10 protein-coding genes are annotated in these 14,653 nt (G+C 64.8%); 7 read left to right on the top strand and 3 right to left on the bottom strand.

Going from position 1 to position 14,653, the window contains the following annotated elements; genetic code table 11:
• The first annotated feature begins 39 nt into the window (after nucleotides 1-39).
• The 4 genes from ATE67_RS03960 (at nucleotide 40) to ATE67_RS03945 (ending at nucleotide 6,190) form a co-directional block, all read left to right on the top strand.
• Nucleotides 40-2,736, top strand: a complete 2,697-nt coding sequence (locus ATE67_RS03960; protein ID WP_058815347.1) for a valine--tRNA ligase — start codon at nucleotides 40-42, stop codon at nucleotides 2,734-2,736.
• On the top strand, nucleotides 2,733-4,199 hold the full coding sequence (locus ATE67_RS03955) for an MATE family efflux transporter (RefSeq protein WP_231728042.1): 1,467 nt from the start codon (nucleotides 2,733-2,735) through the stop codon (nucleotides 4,197-4,199). The genes ATE67_RS03960 and ATE67_RS03955 overlap by 4 nt, the downstream gene beginning before the upstream one ends.
• A 90-nt stretch (nucleotides 4,200-4,289) precedes the next feature.
• The gene (locus tag ATE67_RS03950; protein WP_058815346.1) at nucleotides 4,290-5,459 is read left to right on the top strand and encodes a sensor histidine kinase; all 1,170 of its coding nucleotides are present in this window, start codon (nucleotides 4,290-4,292) and stop codon (nucleotides 5,457-5,459) included.
• Complete coding sequence (locus ATE67_RS03945; RefSeq protein ID WP_082660225.1) at nucleotides 5,459-6,190, top strand: LytR/AlgR family response regulator transcription factor; 732 nt, start codon at nucleotides 5,459-5,461, stop codon at nucleotides 6,188-6,190. The genes ATE67_RS03950 and ATE67_RS03945 overlap by 1 nt, the downstream gene beginning before the upstream one ends.
• An 85-nt stretch (nucleotides 6,191-6,275) precedes the next feature.
• Here ATE67_RS03945 and ATE67_RS21635 read toward each other — a convergent pair whose 3' ends face one another.
• Entirely contained in the window at nucleotides 6,276-6,611 is a 336-nt protein-coding gene (locus tag ATE67_RS21635; RefSeq protein WP_058815344.1) for a UrcA family protein, read from the bottom strand.
• A 253-nt stretch (nucleotides 6,612-6,864) separates the two neighbouring features.
• Between ATE67_RS21635 and ATE67_RS03935 the strand changes: the two genes are divergently transcribed.
• A complete protein-coding gene (locus ATE67_RS03935) occupies nucleotides 6,865-7,350 on the top strand; it encodes a hypothetical protein (RefSeq protein WP_156416903.1) in 486 nt (161 codons plus the stop codon).
• A 51-nt stretch (nucleotides 7,351-7,401) separates the two neighbouring features.
• On the opposite strand, the gene ATE67_RS03930 is transcribed toward ATE67_RS03935, so the two are convergent.
• On the bottom strand, nucleotides 7,402-7,773 hold the full coding sequence (locus tag ATE67_RS03930) for a hypothetical protein (protein WP_156416902.1): 372 nt from the start codon (nucleotides 7,771-7,773) through the stop codon (nucleotides 7,402-7,404).
• A 128-nt stretch (nucleotides 7,774-7,901) separates the two neighbouring features.
• Between ATE67_RS03930 and ATE67_RS03925 the strand changes: the two genes are divergently transcribed.
• The gene (locus ATE67_RS03925; protein WP_231728041.1) at nucleotides 7,902-9,437 is read left to right on the top strand and encodes a BCCT family transporter; all 1,536 of its coding nucleotides are present in this window, start codon (nucleotides 7,902-7,904) and stop codon (nucleotides 9,435-9,437) included.
• On the opposite strand, the gene ATE67_RS03920 is transcribed toward ATE67_RS03925, so the two are convergent.
• Nucleotides 9,438-11,516 (bottom strand): M13 family metallopeptidase, encoded by a 2,079-nt coding sequence (locus ATE67_RS03920; protein ID WP_058815341.1) that lies wholly within the window; start codon nucleotides 11,514-11,516, stop codon nucleotides 9,438-9,440.
• A gap of 232 nt (nucleotides 11,517-11,748) precedes the next feature.
• On the opposite strand from ATE67_RS03920, the gene uvrA reads away from it, so the two are divergent.
• Nucleotides 11,749-14,640 (top strand): excinuclease ABC subunit UvrA, encoded by a 2,892-nt coding sequence (uvrA, locus tag ATE67_RS03915; protein WP_058815340.1) that lies wholly within the window; start codon nucleotides 11,749-11,751, stop codon nucleotides 14,638-14,640.
• The last annotated feature ends 13 nt before the right edge of the window (nucleotides 14,641-14,653 follow it).

The raw sequence follows: 14,653 nt of genomic DNA, 5'->3' as shown, positions 1-14,653 counted from the left end.
CTTGCCGCCTCGCGCCCCGGCTGGCAAAGCCCCCCGGCTATGCCGATGGAAAAAACCTTCGATCCCGCCGCAATCGAGGCGAAATGGGCCACTGAGTGGGAAAGTCGCGGGCTGTTTCGCCCGCACCGTCCCGACGCCACCCCCTTCACGATCGTCAACCCGCCGCCGAACGTCACCGGCGCGCTGCACATCGGCCATGCGCTCGACAACACGTTGCAGGACGTGCTCATCCGCTACGAACGGCTGCGCGGCAAGGATGCGCTGTGGGTCGTCGGCATGGACCATGCCGGGATTGCGACGCAGATGGTTGTCGAGCGCCAGCTCGAGGAGCGGCAGGACAAGCGCACGAACTATACGCGCGAAGAGTTCGTCGAGAAGGTCTGGCAGTGGAAGGCCGAAAGCGGCGGCCAGATCACCGGCCAACTCCGCCGTCTCGGCTGCTCGATGGACTGGTCGCGCGAGCAGTTCACGATGGACCCGCATTTCACCAAAGCGGTGGTCAAGGTCTTCGTCGACCTGCACAAAAAGGGCCTGATCTACCGCGACAAGCGTCTCGTAAACTGGGATCCGAAGCTCAAGACCGCCATCTCGGACCTCGAGGTCGAGACGCACGAGGTCCAAGGCGGCTTCTGGCACTTCAAATATCCGCTCGCCGACGGCGTGACGCTCGACGCCAATAATCCTTTGGGGGCACGCGATTATATCGAGGTCGCGACGACGCGCCCCGAGACGATGCTCGCCGACATGGCGGTCGCGGTCCACCCCGACGATGCGCGCTACAAGAGCGTAATCGGCAAGGATATCCTGCAGCCGATCACCGGCCGCCGCTTCAAGATCGTCGCGGACGAACATGCCGATCCCGAATTGGGCAGCGGCGCGGTGAAGATCACCCCGGGGCACGACTTCAACGACTTCGACGTCGGCAAGCGCGCGGGGTTCAAGCCCGGCGAGATGCTCAACATGCTCGACGGCGACGCGAACGTCATCCAGACGAGCGACGGGCTGATCCCGGACGAGTATCTCGGCCTCCACCGCTTCAAGCGCGACGGTGTCGATGGCGCGCGCGAACTGGTCGTAGCGCGGATGAAGGAACTCGGATTCCTGATCCCGTACACCGATAAGGACGGCGGCGAGCATGACGCCGAGCCGCGCACGATCCAGACCCCGTTCGGCGACCGCGGCGGCGTGGTGATCGAGCCGTGGCTGACCGATCAATGGTATGTCGACGCCGAAACGCTGGCGCAGCCGCCGATGGCGGCGGTGCGCGATGGGCGGATCAACATCGTCCCCAAGACGTGGGAAAAGACCTTCTTCAACTGGATGGAGAATATCCAGCCCTGGTGCGTCTCGCGCCAGCTCTGGTGGGGCCACCGGATTCCGGCCTGGTATGCCGAAGACGGTCGTATCTTCGTCGCCGAGACCGAAGAGGAAGCGCAAGCCGAAGCGGGCACAGGCGTCGCGCTTACCCGCGACGAAGACGTCCTCGACACCTGGTTCTCCTCCGCGCTCTGGCCCTTCGCGACGCTCGGCTGGCCCGCGAACACCGACCTCCTCAAGCGCCACTATCCCAACGACGTCCTTATCTCCGGCTTCGACATCCTCTTCTTCTGGGATGCGCGGATGGCGATGCAGGGGATGGAGTTCATGGGCGACGTGCCCTGGAAGACGCTCTACCTCCACGGCCTCGTCCGCGCGCCCGACGGCGCGAAGATGTCGAAGTCGAAGGGCAATGTCGTCGATCCGCTCGGGCTGATCGACCAATATGGCGCCGACGCGCTGCGCTTCTTCATGGCGGCGATGGAAAGCCAGGGCCGCGACATCAAGATGGATGACGCGCGCCTCGCGGGTTATCGCAACTTCGCGACCAAGCTGTGGAACGCCGCGCGTTTCTGCGAAGCCAATGGCATTGCGGCCTCGACCAGCTTCGAGGCACCTGCCGCGACGCTGCCGGTCAACCGCTGGATCATCGGCGAGCTCGCGGATACCGTCGCGGCGATGGAGACGGCGTTTGCCGCCTATCGTTTCGATGAAGCGGCCAACGCGATCTACAGCTTCGCGTGGGACCGCTTCTGCGACTGGTATCTTGAGCTCATCAAAGGCGCGATCGAAGACGAGACCAAGGCGGTCGCGGGCTGGGTGCTCGACCAGATCCTCGTCATGCTCCACCCCTTCATGCCCTTCATCACCGAAGAGCTGTGGACGGGCCTCGGCGACCGCGCCGATTATCCGCTGATCACCGCGAAGTGGCCCGCGCCGAGCGCCGAGCGCGATGCCGATGCCAGCGCCGATATCGACTGGCTGATCAAGCTGGTCAGCGAACTGCGCACCGCAAAGGCCGAACTCGGCCTGCCGCCGGGCGCGCGCCTGGCCGCGCATTTCCCAGCTTCGCTGAAAGGCCGCACCGATAAGCTCGCGGCGCAGCTCGATCGCCTCGCGCGCCTCGAAACCGTCAGCTTCGAACCCGCCCCTGCGGGCGCCTCGGCGCAGCTCGTCGTCGAGGGCGAGACGATCACCGTCCCGCTCGAAGGCGTAATCGACATCGCCGCCGAACGCGACCGCCTCACCAAGGCACTAGCCGCCGCGGCAAAGGAACGCGACGGCCTCGCCGGACGCCTGAACAATCCGTCATTCGTCGAACGCGCCAAGCCCGAAGCGGTTGAAAAGGCCCGCGCCGATCATGCCGCGAAGGAAGCCGAGGCTGACCGCCTCACCGCGGCATTGGCGCGCTTGGGGTGAGCGATGGCGAAATCCCCGTCACGCCGACGCCCGTCGCGGCCGCTGCCGATCCAGCAGCGAGCCCGGTCCCGCCGCGCCAGACAGCGCGTGGCGGCGGGCGGATGGACCTGACGCAGGGGCCGATCGCTAAAACATTGATCCTCTTCGCGCTGCCGACGCTCGCCTCGAACATTCTCCAGACGCTCTCGGGATCGGTGAACTCCGTGTGGGTCGGGCAATTCCTCGGTGAAAGCGCGCTCGCCGCGACCGCCAATGCCAACATCATCATGTTCCTGATGTTCGGCGCCTTCTTCGGCTTCGGCATGGCGGCGACCGTGTTGATCGGCCAGTCGATGGGCCGCGGCGATATTGACGCGGCGCGCCGTGCAACCGGCGGCGTGATCGGGCTGGCGCTGATCTTTTCTATCGTGATCGCGATCCTCGGCTGGTTCGCGTCGGACCAGATCCTGCACTGGCTCAAGACGCCGCCGGAGGCGTTCGCGCTCGCCCACGATTATCTTCGCGTTACCTTCCTTGCCGTACCCGCCTCGATGGTCTCGATCACGCTGATGATGGCCTCACGCGGTGCGGGCGACGCAATGACGCCGCTGCGGTTCATGATCCTGGCGGTTGTCCTCGATATCGCGTTCAACCCCGTGCTGATCCTCGGCCTCGGTCCTTTTCCGCAGCTTGGCATTGCGGGCAGCGCGCTTGCAACCGCGCTCGCCGGCACAATCAGCCTGACCGGAATGATCATCTGGTTCTACGTGAAGAATCACGTGCTGCGCCTGCGCGGCCGCGAGCTGACCTATCTGATCCCGAAATGGAGCGAGCTTCGCTTCATCATCGGCCGCGGCCTGCCGATGGGCGCGCAGATGCTCGTGATCTCCGGCGCCGGGCTCGTGATGGTCGGACTCGTCAACCGCGAGGGGTTGGTTACCGCTGCCGCTTATGGTGCGACGCTCCAGCTATGGAACTATATCCAGATGCCCGCGCTCGCGGTCGGCGCCGCGGTCAGCTCGATGGCGGCGCAGAATATCGGCGCGGGACGCTGGGACCGCGTCGCCGGCGTCACGAACAGCGGGATCGCGATCAACCTCGCGATGACCGGCGTGCTGATCATTCTCCTCCTCATTTTCGATCGCGCAGCGCTGGCGCTGTTCCTCGGCAGCGGCAGCGAGGCGATCGATGTCGCACGCAACATCCAATATATCGCGACTTGGACTTTCCTGCCCTTCGGCACGACGATCGTCCTGATCAGTACCCTGCGCGCCAACGGATCGGTCATCCCGCCGCTCGTCATCCTGTTCCTGTCGATGTTCCCGATCCGCCTCGGTATCTACTATTTCGGCTATCCGCTGATCGGCAGCGACATATTGTGGTGGAGCTTCCCGCTCTCCTCGCTGGCCTCGCTCGCGATGGGCTGGTTCGTCTACAAGCGCGGCAACTGGCGCCGCACGCTCGCCCAGCCGGTCGCCGCATGACGATTTTCTTCGACCAAAGCGTCCGCCCCTTCGACTGGCGGTCCGGCGTCTGCTAGCATTGCCCCGATGACGGACGCTAAAGCAGCCCCAATGAATACGACCATTCGCAAAGAGGCGCTACGCGACCAGCGGGCTAAGATGCTGGCCGCGGCCCCCGACTGGCGCGCCGCCGATGTGCGCGTCAATCCGCGCGTCGCGATCGGCTCGATCCTGGCGATGTGGCTGCTCTATTTCCTGATCACCACGGGGCTCGGCACGCTCGCCGGCGCCGAGCAATGGGAATATGCGGGACGCCGCGCGATCGTCGTCGTCGCCGGCATCCTTTGCACCTTCGTGCTTTACCAGCTCATCCAGCGCGTTCAGCCGCGCAGCTTCGGCGCCCGCCTTGCCGTCGCCCTGGGGGCGGCGGTGCCGCTCGTCATCGTCTATGCAACGATCAACCTGTTCGTCTTCTTCTATTGGTTTCCCGCGCCCGACGCCGCACAGATCATCAAGGAGGTGCAGTCGAAATTCCCGGTCGCCTGGGAAACAATGCTGATCCTCGACAGCTCAATCCGCTGGTATTTCTTCTTCGCCGTCTGGGCCGCGCTGTATGTGGCCTTCGGCTATGCCAACGAGATGCGCGCGGTCGAACGACGCGCGAACCATTTCCGGATCGAGGCGCAGACCGCGCAGCTGCGCGCGCTTCACTATCAGGTCAATCCCCACTTCCTGTTCAACACGCTGAATTCGCTGTCGACGCTGGTCCTCAAGGGATCGAAGAGCGAGGCAGAAACGATGATCATGAACCTTTCCTCCTTCCTCCGCTCCAGCCTCGCGGTCGATCCCGAACAGCTCGTCAGCCTCGACGAGGAAATCGCGCTCCAGCGGCTCTATCTCGACATCGAGCAAACGCGCTTCCCCGACCGGCTGCAGGTCGAGGTCGATATGCCGAACGAGCTCAAAAACGCCTGCGTCCCGGTACTGATCCTGCAACCGATTATCGAGAATGCGATCAAATATGGCGTTGCGCCCAGCAAGGGGACGATCGCGATCCGCCTGACCGCCACCAACGAATATGGCCTGCTCGTCGTTCGCATCGAGAATGACATCGACCCGAAAGCGCCCGTTCCCGCATCGGGTACCGGCCTCGGCCTCGGCAATGTGCGCGAGCGCCTGCTGACGCGCTATGGCCCCGTCGCGGGCTGCGAATGGGGAGCATCGGACACCGGCGGCTTTTTCGTGTCACTGTGGCTGCCGCTCGCCCAGGAAGGATGCTGATGCTCCAGACGCTCCGCACGCTGATTGTCGACGACGAACCACTCGCAATCGAGCGGCTCCAGATCCTCGCCGGCCAGCAGGACGGCATCTCGCTCGTCGGCACCGCCAGCGACGGCGCCTCGGCGCTCCGCATGGTCGATGCCCTCGCGCCCGATCTCGTGCTGTGCGACATCGCGATGCCCGGGCTCAGCGGCCTCGATGTCGCCGCGGCGATCGACAAGCTCGACAATCCACCCGCCGTCGTCTTCGTCACCGCCTTCGACCAATATGCGGTCGCGGCGTTCGACGTCGCTGCGGTCGATTATCTCTTGAAGCCCGTCTCCCCCGATCGCCTTGGCCGGGCACTGACGCGGGTGCGCGAATGGCGCGCGACCGACCGATCCCCCAAGCAAAAGAGCAAGTGGATCAGCGAATTCTGGGTCCAGAACCGCGGCGAGATGCTGCGCATCGACGCCGGCCAGGTCGATCTGATCGAGGCCGAGCGCGACTATATGCGCCTCCACGTCGGCGCACGAAGCTGGCTGATCCACCAGACGATCAAATCGCTGGAGGCGCGGATGGACCCCGACCAGTTTATGCGCATCCACCGGTCGAAGATGATCCGCCGCGAAGGCATCGTCGGCCTGAAACACCATGGCGACGGTGCGTGGAGCGTCGACCTCGGCGAGGGCGGCGTGCACCGCATCGGCCGCACCTATCTGCACGACGTCAAGGCGATCATGCAGGGCTGACCAAAAAGGCGGCCATGCCGTTCCCGGCATGACCGCCTCCGTCGTGGCGCCCCCTGCTCGTGGGCCACCATCGAACCGATAGCCGTCAGGGAGCGGCGACCACCGGCGGCTTGTCGCTCGCGAATTTCGCGCTGGCGCCGTTGTAAAGCGCGGCCAGTTGCGGCTCGATGCTGCGCTTCGCCTGGGCTTCGCATTCGAGCGATGCAGCGCGAAATTTCAGGTCGCGATTGGCGCGGGTATCGCACAGATCGCGGATCGCCACGCGAACGCGCAGATCGAGCCGCTTGCGGCCGCCGGCGCTGTCCAGGTTGAGATCGTCATAGCGCACCGCGACCCGCGGCACGTCATCGCCTTGCGCAAAGGCAGGCGTGAAGGTGGTACTGGCCGCGACGGCGGCTAGGGTCAGGGAAAGTTTCGACATGGGGAGTCCTCTCTCATCGGGGGGATGATGCGGGACACGAGGGAGTCGAAACCGGGGAAGATCAAGCCCTCCCGCATCCCGCAGGTCCTCAATGCCGCTTTCCGACGCCGGGCGCATGCAAGGTTCGACAGGGCTGGAAAGCGTGTCGATTGACCGGATGAACGGCGGCCTCGCTCCGACGAGTGGCCGAACGCTTGTAATCTGGCGTTCATCATGGCCTTGTTGACGCATGGTCAAGAAGCGCAAACCGCCTGTGAGTCGTAATATCATTACGCGCCGCTGGACGCTGGGCCTTCTGCTCGCTGTCGCCGGTCTTGCGGGCGGCGCGTTGCTCGGCGCGATCGTCGTCGGTGGCGGTCTTCGCGGCAAAGGCGATGCGCCTGCTTCTTTTGCCGATCTCAGCGCCAATCCCGATGCTCTTGCCGCCGACGGCTCCTCGCCGCAGCCCGCCTGTCTCGATTGCGCCGATAGCTATGGTGTGGGTTTGCAGCTTCGCACCGAGCGCGGGAGCCGAATGGACGAACCGTTCCGGCGGCTTGGCCAAGTCGATATCGACGCAGCGCCGATCGATACGGCAGACGATGGCTATCGTTATGGCGGCCGCTTCCCCGATCCCGAGCCTATCGCGATGGTCCCGCCGGTGGCCGTCGTACCACCGCCGCAGGCGTCGCCCACTGAACCGGACGCTCCGCCGCCGCCCCAAACAGCGCTCCGAAAGACCGAAGCGCCGGCGCAATAGCAAAGGGCTCCGGCAAGCCGCCGAAGCCGTTTTTCTAGCGAACGGAAGCGATCAGTTCTTGGGTTTGGCCGGCGGCGGCGCGCAGCGTGTGGCGTCGCCCGCCTTGCATGCTGCGACGTCGGCTTCCCACTTCTGCCGTTCTTCGGCACCCATCGCTGCGACGCGTGCTTTCTCAGCCTCATAGGCCGCAGTTTCTTCAGCGAAGGTCGCCTGCGCGGCGGCTTCCTGCTGCGCGGCAGCGGCGACCTGCACCTGATAGGCGTCCTGCTCGGCCTTCGCTTTCGCCTGCTGCTCGGCGTTGAGGCGCGCGGTGTTTGCGCGCTCCTCGGCGGTCGTTCCGTCGGGCAGCTTCTGCATCGCCGCAGCTTGCCCGCCAGCGAACAGTGCAAGGGCCGTTGCGGCGGTCAAAATCATCCTGGTCATCGACGTCACTCCTTCAATAGGAAATCCTGGGCCTTCAACGTTTCATCGCGCAACGCGTTCCGCGTTTGACGGCGCTGCGATCGACCGCCATGCTGACCGCCTCTCCTCTTGCTCGAACGGCGGAGCTCTTGCCAACCCAACCGCGCCATCCGATCAATCGCCCGGTCTTCTTCGTCCCGCTCGCGATCCTGTCGGCGGCGCTGATCGGCAGCCTTTGGCTCGGCGCCGATTTCCTTGCGGCCGAGACGGCGGTCAACGACTGGATCTTGCTGCGACTGGGGCCAGTGTTCGCGGTCGCGGGCTTGGCATTCCTGCTCCTGCTCGCCGCCGTCGCGCTGTCGCCGCTTGGCAAGACGATCATCGGCGGGCCGCAAGCGAAGCCCATCCTCGATCGCTGGCGCTGGTTTGCGGTCATGCTCTGTACGACGATCGCCACCGGCATCCTGTTCTGGGGCGCGGCCGAGCCGCTGTTCCACCTTAACGCCCCGCCGGCGATGCTGGGACTGAAGCCGGGCAGCAGCGAAGCCGCTGCCTTCGCCATGTCGACGATGTTCCTGCACTGGACGCTGACACCCTATGCGATCTACACCGTCGCGGCGCTCGCCTTCGCGCTCGTCTATTATAATCGCCGCGAGCCGTTCAGCCTGTCGTCGCTGTTCGTGCCTTTGCTGGGTCCGCGTGCGCACGGGCCGGTCGGAACCGGGATCGATATCATCTGCCTTTATGCGCTCGTCGCCGGAATGGCCGCATCGATGGGGGCTGGCATATTGGCGCTGGCCGGAGGGGTCGAAGGGCTCGGCGGTTTCAGCGGCGGCATGCCGCTGCGCTGGGCCATCGCGGCGCTGATCGTCGCCTGTTTCCTGATGTCAGCCGCGACCGGCCTGCAAAAGGGCATCGCCGGGCTGTCGGTGCTCAACACGTGGCTGTTCTTCGGCATCATCGTCTTCGTGCTCGTCGCCGGGCCGACTGCGGAGATGGTCGGTCTGTCGCTTCATGGCGGCGCCGACTACGTCCGGACCTTTGTACCGCGCAATCTGGGACTCGACGTCGATGGCGACTGGCACCGGCAATGGACGATTTTCAATTGGGCAAACTGGTTTGCCTGGGCGCCGGTCACCGCGCTGTTCCTCGGACGGCTCGCGGTGGGTTACAGCGTCCGCGCTTTCATCCTCTTCAACCTGATCCTGCCCGCGCTGTTCGGCGCGGTCTGGATGACCGCAATCGCCGGCGCCACCATCGCATTCGATCAGCAGAGCGGCGCAGGTCTGTATGCGATCCTGTCGGCGCAGGGGCCGGATCCCGTGCTGTTCCGTCTGTTCGACGCGCTCGGCGGCGGCCCGCTGGTGACGGGGATCGTGCTGTTCACGATCTTTCTCTCTTACGTCGCTGGAGCGGACGCCAATGTCTCGGCGATGAGCGCGCTGTCCACGCACGGCATCACGCCCGATGCGCCCGAAGCGCCGTTCGGCGTCCAGAGCGTGTGGGGTATCGCGGTCGGGCTGGTAGCGGTCGTCCTCGTCGCCTCGGCGGGGATCGACGGCATCCGCATGATGTCGGTGCTGGGGGGTGCGCCCGCGCTGTTCGTGATTATCGGCGCGGCGCTGTCGCTCGCGGTGATGACGGTGCGGGGGCGACCGACGGCCGCCCCCATCATTTCTGAATGATTACCAGATCTTCGTCCGGTCTTCGGGCTTGATATAATATTTGCTGTCAGGGGTGACGTTGAATGCCTTGTACCAGGCATCGACGTTGCGCACTGGGCCGATGATCCGCCAGCGCGCGGGGCTGTGCGGATCGCTCGCTACCTGCTGCTTGATCGAATCCTCGCGTGCCTTGTCGCGCCAAGCCTGTGCGAAAGCGAGGAAGAAGCGCTGGTCGCCGGTCAGCCCGTCGATCACGGGCGCTTCCTTGCCGTTCAGCGAGCGGTGGTATGCGTCATAGGCGATCTCCAGCCCCGCAAGATCGGCGATATTCTCGCCCATCGTCAGGTCGGGGTTGATGAAGGCGCCGGGCGCCGCCTCATAGGTCGCATATTGCGCGCCGAATGCCTTCGCCTGCGCCTCGAAGCGCGCCGCATCGGCCGCGGTCCACCAGTCGCGCACCGCGCCATTGGCGTCGATCTTGCGTCCCTGATCGTCAAAGCCATGCGTGATTTCGTGGCCGATCACGGCGCCGATAGCGCCATAGTTGACCGCATCGTCGACGCTCTCGCTGAAGTACGGCGCCTGCAGGATGCCGGCCGGAAACACGATCTTATTCTCGAGGCCGCCGTTATAGGCGTTCACCTCCTGAGGGTTCATCGACCATTTCTTGCGGTCGACGGGCTTGTTCAGGTCCGACAGCGAATAGGCATATTCGAACGCCGCGCTGCGCTTCACATTGCCATAGAGGTCGGCGGGATCGATCTTCAGCCCCGAATAGTCGCGCCATTTGTCGGGGTAGCCGACCATGACATCCATCTTCGACAGCTTGTCTAGCGCCGCTGCTTTGGTCTCTGGCGCCATCCAGCTGTTGGCCCGGATGCGGTCGCCCATCGCGAGCTTCAGGTTCGCGACGAGCGTCTCCATCTTCGTTTTCGCGCTCGCCGGGAAATATTGCTTCGAATAGGTTTCGCCGACCAACTCGCCGAGGCTGCCGTCGACCAGCGTCAGGCCACGCTTCCAGCGCGGGCGCAGCTCGCCGACCCCGCTCAGCACCTTCGTATATTCAAATCGGCTATCGACGAACGGCTTCGACAGATAGGGCGCCGCATTGTCGGCGACGTGAAACTGCTGCCACAGCTTGATCGTGTCGAGCGGGGCCTTGGCATAGAGCGCCGCGATGTCCCGCACTGCGGTATTCTCGTTCACGATAATCCGCTTCTGCGGCGCGATCCCGGCGCCTGCGAACCAGGCCTTCCAGTCGAGCCCCGGCGCATAGGCCGCAAGTTCGTCTGACGACATCGGATTGTTGATCTTGCCGATGTCGCGGCGGTCGGCGATCGCCCAGCTGACCTTGGCGATCTCGGTCTCGAACGCCATGATCGCATCGGCCGCCTTTTCGGGCGCCGCGTTGCCGATCATCTTCATCGTCCGCGAGATATAAGCGCGATAGGCGTCGCGCTGCGCCTTGAAGCTGTCGTTGAGATAATAGTCTTTTTCCGGCAGCCCGAGCCCGGCCTGACCGAGCCACAGGACGTTGGTCGTCGGATCGTTGGTGTCGGCATAGGGGCCACCGCTGACGATCGATGCGCCGAAGCCGCCCTGCGTCGTGCCCATGAATCGCGCCATCGCGCTCTTGTCCTTGATCGCCGAGACTGCGGCGATATCGGCCATCACCGGCTTGGCGCCGAGCGCATCGACGCGTTTCTCGTCGAGGAAGCTTTGGTAAAGCCCGCCGACCTGGCTCGTCGCCGGGGCGCTCGTTACCAACTGGCGCAGCTGGCGCTGGGTCAGATTGTAGACGTCATAGTCGACGCCCGCCGACGCCTGGTCCGACGGGATTTCGGTACGCGCGAACCAGCCGCCGTTGGCATATTTGTCGAAATCGTCGCCGGGTTTGACGCTCGTGTCGCGGGCGTTCAGGTCGACGCCCCAGTCGCCGAATGTCAGCGCCTTCAGCGAACCGTCATCCTTGGCCGGGACTTCCCCGTCGGCCTGGGCGACCAACGTTGCGTTCGGTGCAGCTTCACGCGCTACAGCGGGCGCCACAGCCAATACGGCGGCAATTGCCAGCCCGGCGGCTCCTGCAAAAAGCGTCTTCATTCCCCAGTCTCCTGATTCCCCGGTCCGCCGGGTCGGTGGCGGCGCATGTAACATTGTTGTCCGCCCAACGCGGGAAAGCGTCAAGCGGCGGACGGGGCATTGGTCGAAGCCTTTGGGATGTTGGTGGAAAGCCACCGCATTGCGATGCGGCATCCGGCACCCTATCTTGACGCAGAACCGGCGCGAAACCGCCTCTTGCGCCAATAGAACAAATCTGGAACAAATCTCTCCCATGAGTCTGACCCACATCAAAGTGCGCGGCGCGCGCGAGCATAATCTCAAGGGCGTCGACGTCGACCTGCCGCGCGATGCGCTGATTGTCATCACCGGGCTGTCGGGCAGCGGCAAATCTTCGCTCGCCTTCGATACGATCTATGCCGAGGGCCAGCGGCGGTATGTCGAGAGCCTGTCGGCGTACGCGCGCCAGTTCCTCGAGATGATGCAGAAGCCCGATGTCGAGCATATCGACGGGCTGTCGCCGGCGATCAGCATCGAGCAGAAGACGACGTCGCGGAACCCGCGTTCGACCGTCGCGACCGTGACCGAGATATACGACTATATGCGTCTGCTCTGGGCGCGCGTCGGCATCCCCTATTCGCCCGTCACGGGCGAGCCGATTTCGGCGCAGAATGTCAGCCAGATGGTCGACCGCGTGATGGAACTGCCCGACGGGACGCGCGCCTACCTGCTCGCCCCGGTCGTGCGCGGCCGTAAGGGCGAGTATCGCAAGGAACTGGCGCAGTGGCAGAAGGAAGGCTTCACGCGCGTTCGCATCGACGGGGAATTCTACGAGATCGAGGATGCACCGGCGCTCGACAAGAAATACAAGCATGACATCGAGGTCGTTGTCGATCGTATCGTCGTGCGCGAGGGGATCGAGACGCGGCTCGCGGACAGTTTCGAGACGGCGCTGAAACTTGCCGAAGGTGTCGCGTATGTCGACATGGCCGATGGGGCGGTGCCGGGGCGCGAGGAGGAGGATGCCGGGGGCGCCATGAAGGGCGCGGGCATACCCGCCAACCGTTTGATATTCAGCGAGAAATTCTCCTGCCCCGTGTCGGGATTCACGATCGCGGAGATCGAGCCGCGGCTGTTCAGCTTCAACGCGCCGCAGGGCGCCTGCCCCGCGTGCGACGGCCTGGGCGAGCGGCTGGAATTCGACCCCGAACTCGTCGTCCCCAACCATGCGCTGAGCCTGAAAAAGGGCGCGGTGGTGCCGTGGGCGAAATCTAACCCGCCCTCGCCCTACTATATGCAAGTGCTTGAAAGCCTGGGCAAAGCCTATGACTTCAGCCTCGACACGCCGTGGCAGGAGCTGCCCGGCGCGGTGCAGCAGATCATCCTGTTCGGCACCGGCGGGATGCCCGTCGAGCTGACCTTCAAGGACGGCAAGCGCACCTATACGACGCACAAGGCGTTCGAAGGTGTCATCGGCAACCTCAACCGCCGGATGTTGCAGACCGAGAGCGCGTGGATGCGCGAGGAACTGGGCAAGTACCAGACCGCGCAGCCGTGCGAAACGTGCCACGGCGCGCGGCTGCGCCCCGAACCGCTGGCGGTGAAGATCGCGGGCGAGAATATCAGCATGTCGGCGCAGCGCTCGGTCGCCGACGCGCTCGCCTGGTTCAGCACGCTCGACGAGAAGCTGAACGACACGCAGCGCCAGATCGCGAAGGCGATCCTGAAGGAAATCAACGAGCGGCTGGGCTTCCTCAACAATGTCGGGCTCGATTATCTGAACCTCAACCGCACGTCGGGCACCTTGAGCGGCGGCGAGAGCCAGCGCATCCGCCTGGCGAGCCAGATCGGCAGCGGGCTGAGCGGCGTCCTCTACGTGCTCGACGAGCCGAGCATCGGCCTGCACCAGCGCGACAACGACCGCCTGCTCGCGACGCTGAAGCGGCTGCGCGACCTCGGCAATACGGTGATCGTCGTCGAACATGACGAGGATGCGATCCGCCACGCCGACTATGTCGTCGACATGGGCCCCGGCGCCGGCGTCCACGGCGGCGAGATCGTCGCCGAGGGGACGCTGAAACAGGTGCTGGCGAACAAGAAGAGCCTGACCGCGGCGTATCTGACCGGCGCGAAGAAGATCGAGGTGCCGGCGCGCCGCCGCCCCGGCAACGGTTTCGACCTGGTGCTGAAGGGCGCGCGCGCGAACAACCTGCAGAATGTCACCGCGACGATCCCGCTCGGCACCTTCACCTGCGTCACCGGCCTGTCGGGATCGGGCAAGTCGAGCCTGGTCATCGACACGCTCTATGCCAGCGCGGCGCGGACGCTGAACGGCGCGCGGCTGGTCGCGGGGCCGCACGACAGCCTGTCGGGCCTCGAACATTGCGACAAGGTGATCGACATCGACCAGTCGCCGATCGGCCGCACCCCGCGCTCGAACCCCGCGACCTATACCGGCGCCTTCACCGTGATCCGCGACTGGTTCGCCGGACTGCCCGAGGCGCAGGCGCGCGGCTACAAGCCCGGGCGCTTCAGCTTCAACGTCAAGGGCGGACGCTGCGAAACCTGCACCGGCGACGGCCTCATCAAGATCGAGATGCACTTCCTGCCCGACGTCTATGTGACGTGCGAGACGTGCCACGGCAAACGCTACAACCGCGAAACGCTGGAGGTGAAGTTCAAGGGGATGAGCATCGCCGACGTGCTCGACATGACGGTCGAGGATGCGGCGGAGTTCTTCAAGGCGGTGCCCGCGATCCGCGACAAGATGGAAATGCTGGTCCGCGTGGGGCTGGGCTATATCAAGGTCGGGCAGCAGGCGACGACCCTCTCGGGGGGCGAGGCGCAGCGGGTGAAGCTCGCCAAGGAATTGTCGCGGCGCTCGACCGGGCAGACGCTCTATATCCTCGACGAGCCAACGACCGGGCTGCATTTCGAGGATGTCCGCAAGCTGCTGGAGGTGCTGCAGGCGCTGGTCGATCAGGGCAACAGCGTGGTAGTGATCGAGCATAACCTGGACGTCATCAAGACCGCCGACTGGATCGTCGATCTGGGCCCCGAAGGCGGGGTCAAGGGCGGCGAAATCGTCGCGGCGGGGACGCCCGAACAGGTGGTGAAGGAACCGCGGAGCTTTACGGGGCAGTATCTGAAGCCGTTGCTCAAATAAGCCCCTCCCTTCA

The sequence above is a fragment of the Sphingopyxis sp. H050 genome, from assembly GCF_001468265.1.
Lineage (GTDB): Bacteria > Pseudomonadota > Alphaproteobacteria > Sphingomonadales > Sphingomonadaceae > Sphingopyxis.
Note: the sequence above shows the minus strand (reverse complement) of the source record. Positions and strands in the feature narration are given on the sequence as shown.

Excerpts from the sequence above, each read along its gene's own strand:
- ATE67_RS03960 (WP_058815347.1), top strand. The coding sequence starts at position 40 with ATGCCGATGGAAAAAACCTTCGATCCCGCCGCAATCGAGGCGAAATGG.
- ATE67_RS03920 (WP_058815341.1), bottom strand. The coding sequence starts at position 11,516 with ATGAAGACGCTTTTTGCAGGAGCCGCCGGGCTGGCAATTGCCGCCGTA.
- ATE67_RS21635 (WP_058815344.1), bottom strand. The coding sequence starts at position 6,611 with ATGTCGAAACTTTCCCTGACCCTAGCCGCCGTCGCGGCCAGTACCACC.
- uvrA (WP_058815340.1), top strand. The coding sequence starts at position 11,749 with ATGAGTCTGACCCACATCAAAGTGCGCGGCGCGCGCGAGCATAATCTC.
- ATE67_RS03950 (WP_058815346.1), top strand. The coding sequence starts at position 4,290 with ATGAATACGACCATTCGCAAAGAGGCGCTACGCGACCAGCGGGCTAAG.
- ATE67_RS03930 (WP_156416902.1), bottom strand. The coding sequence starts at position 7,773 with ATGACCAGGATGATTTTGACCGCCGCAACGGCCCTTGCACTGTTCGCT.
- ATE67_RS03945 (WP_082660225.1), top strand. The coding sequence starts at position 5,459 with ATGCTCCAGACGCTCCGCACGCTGATTGTCGACGACGAACCACTCGCA.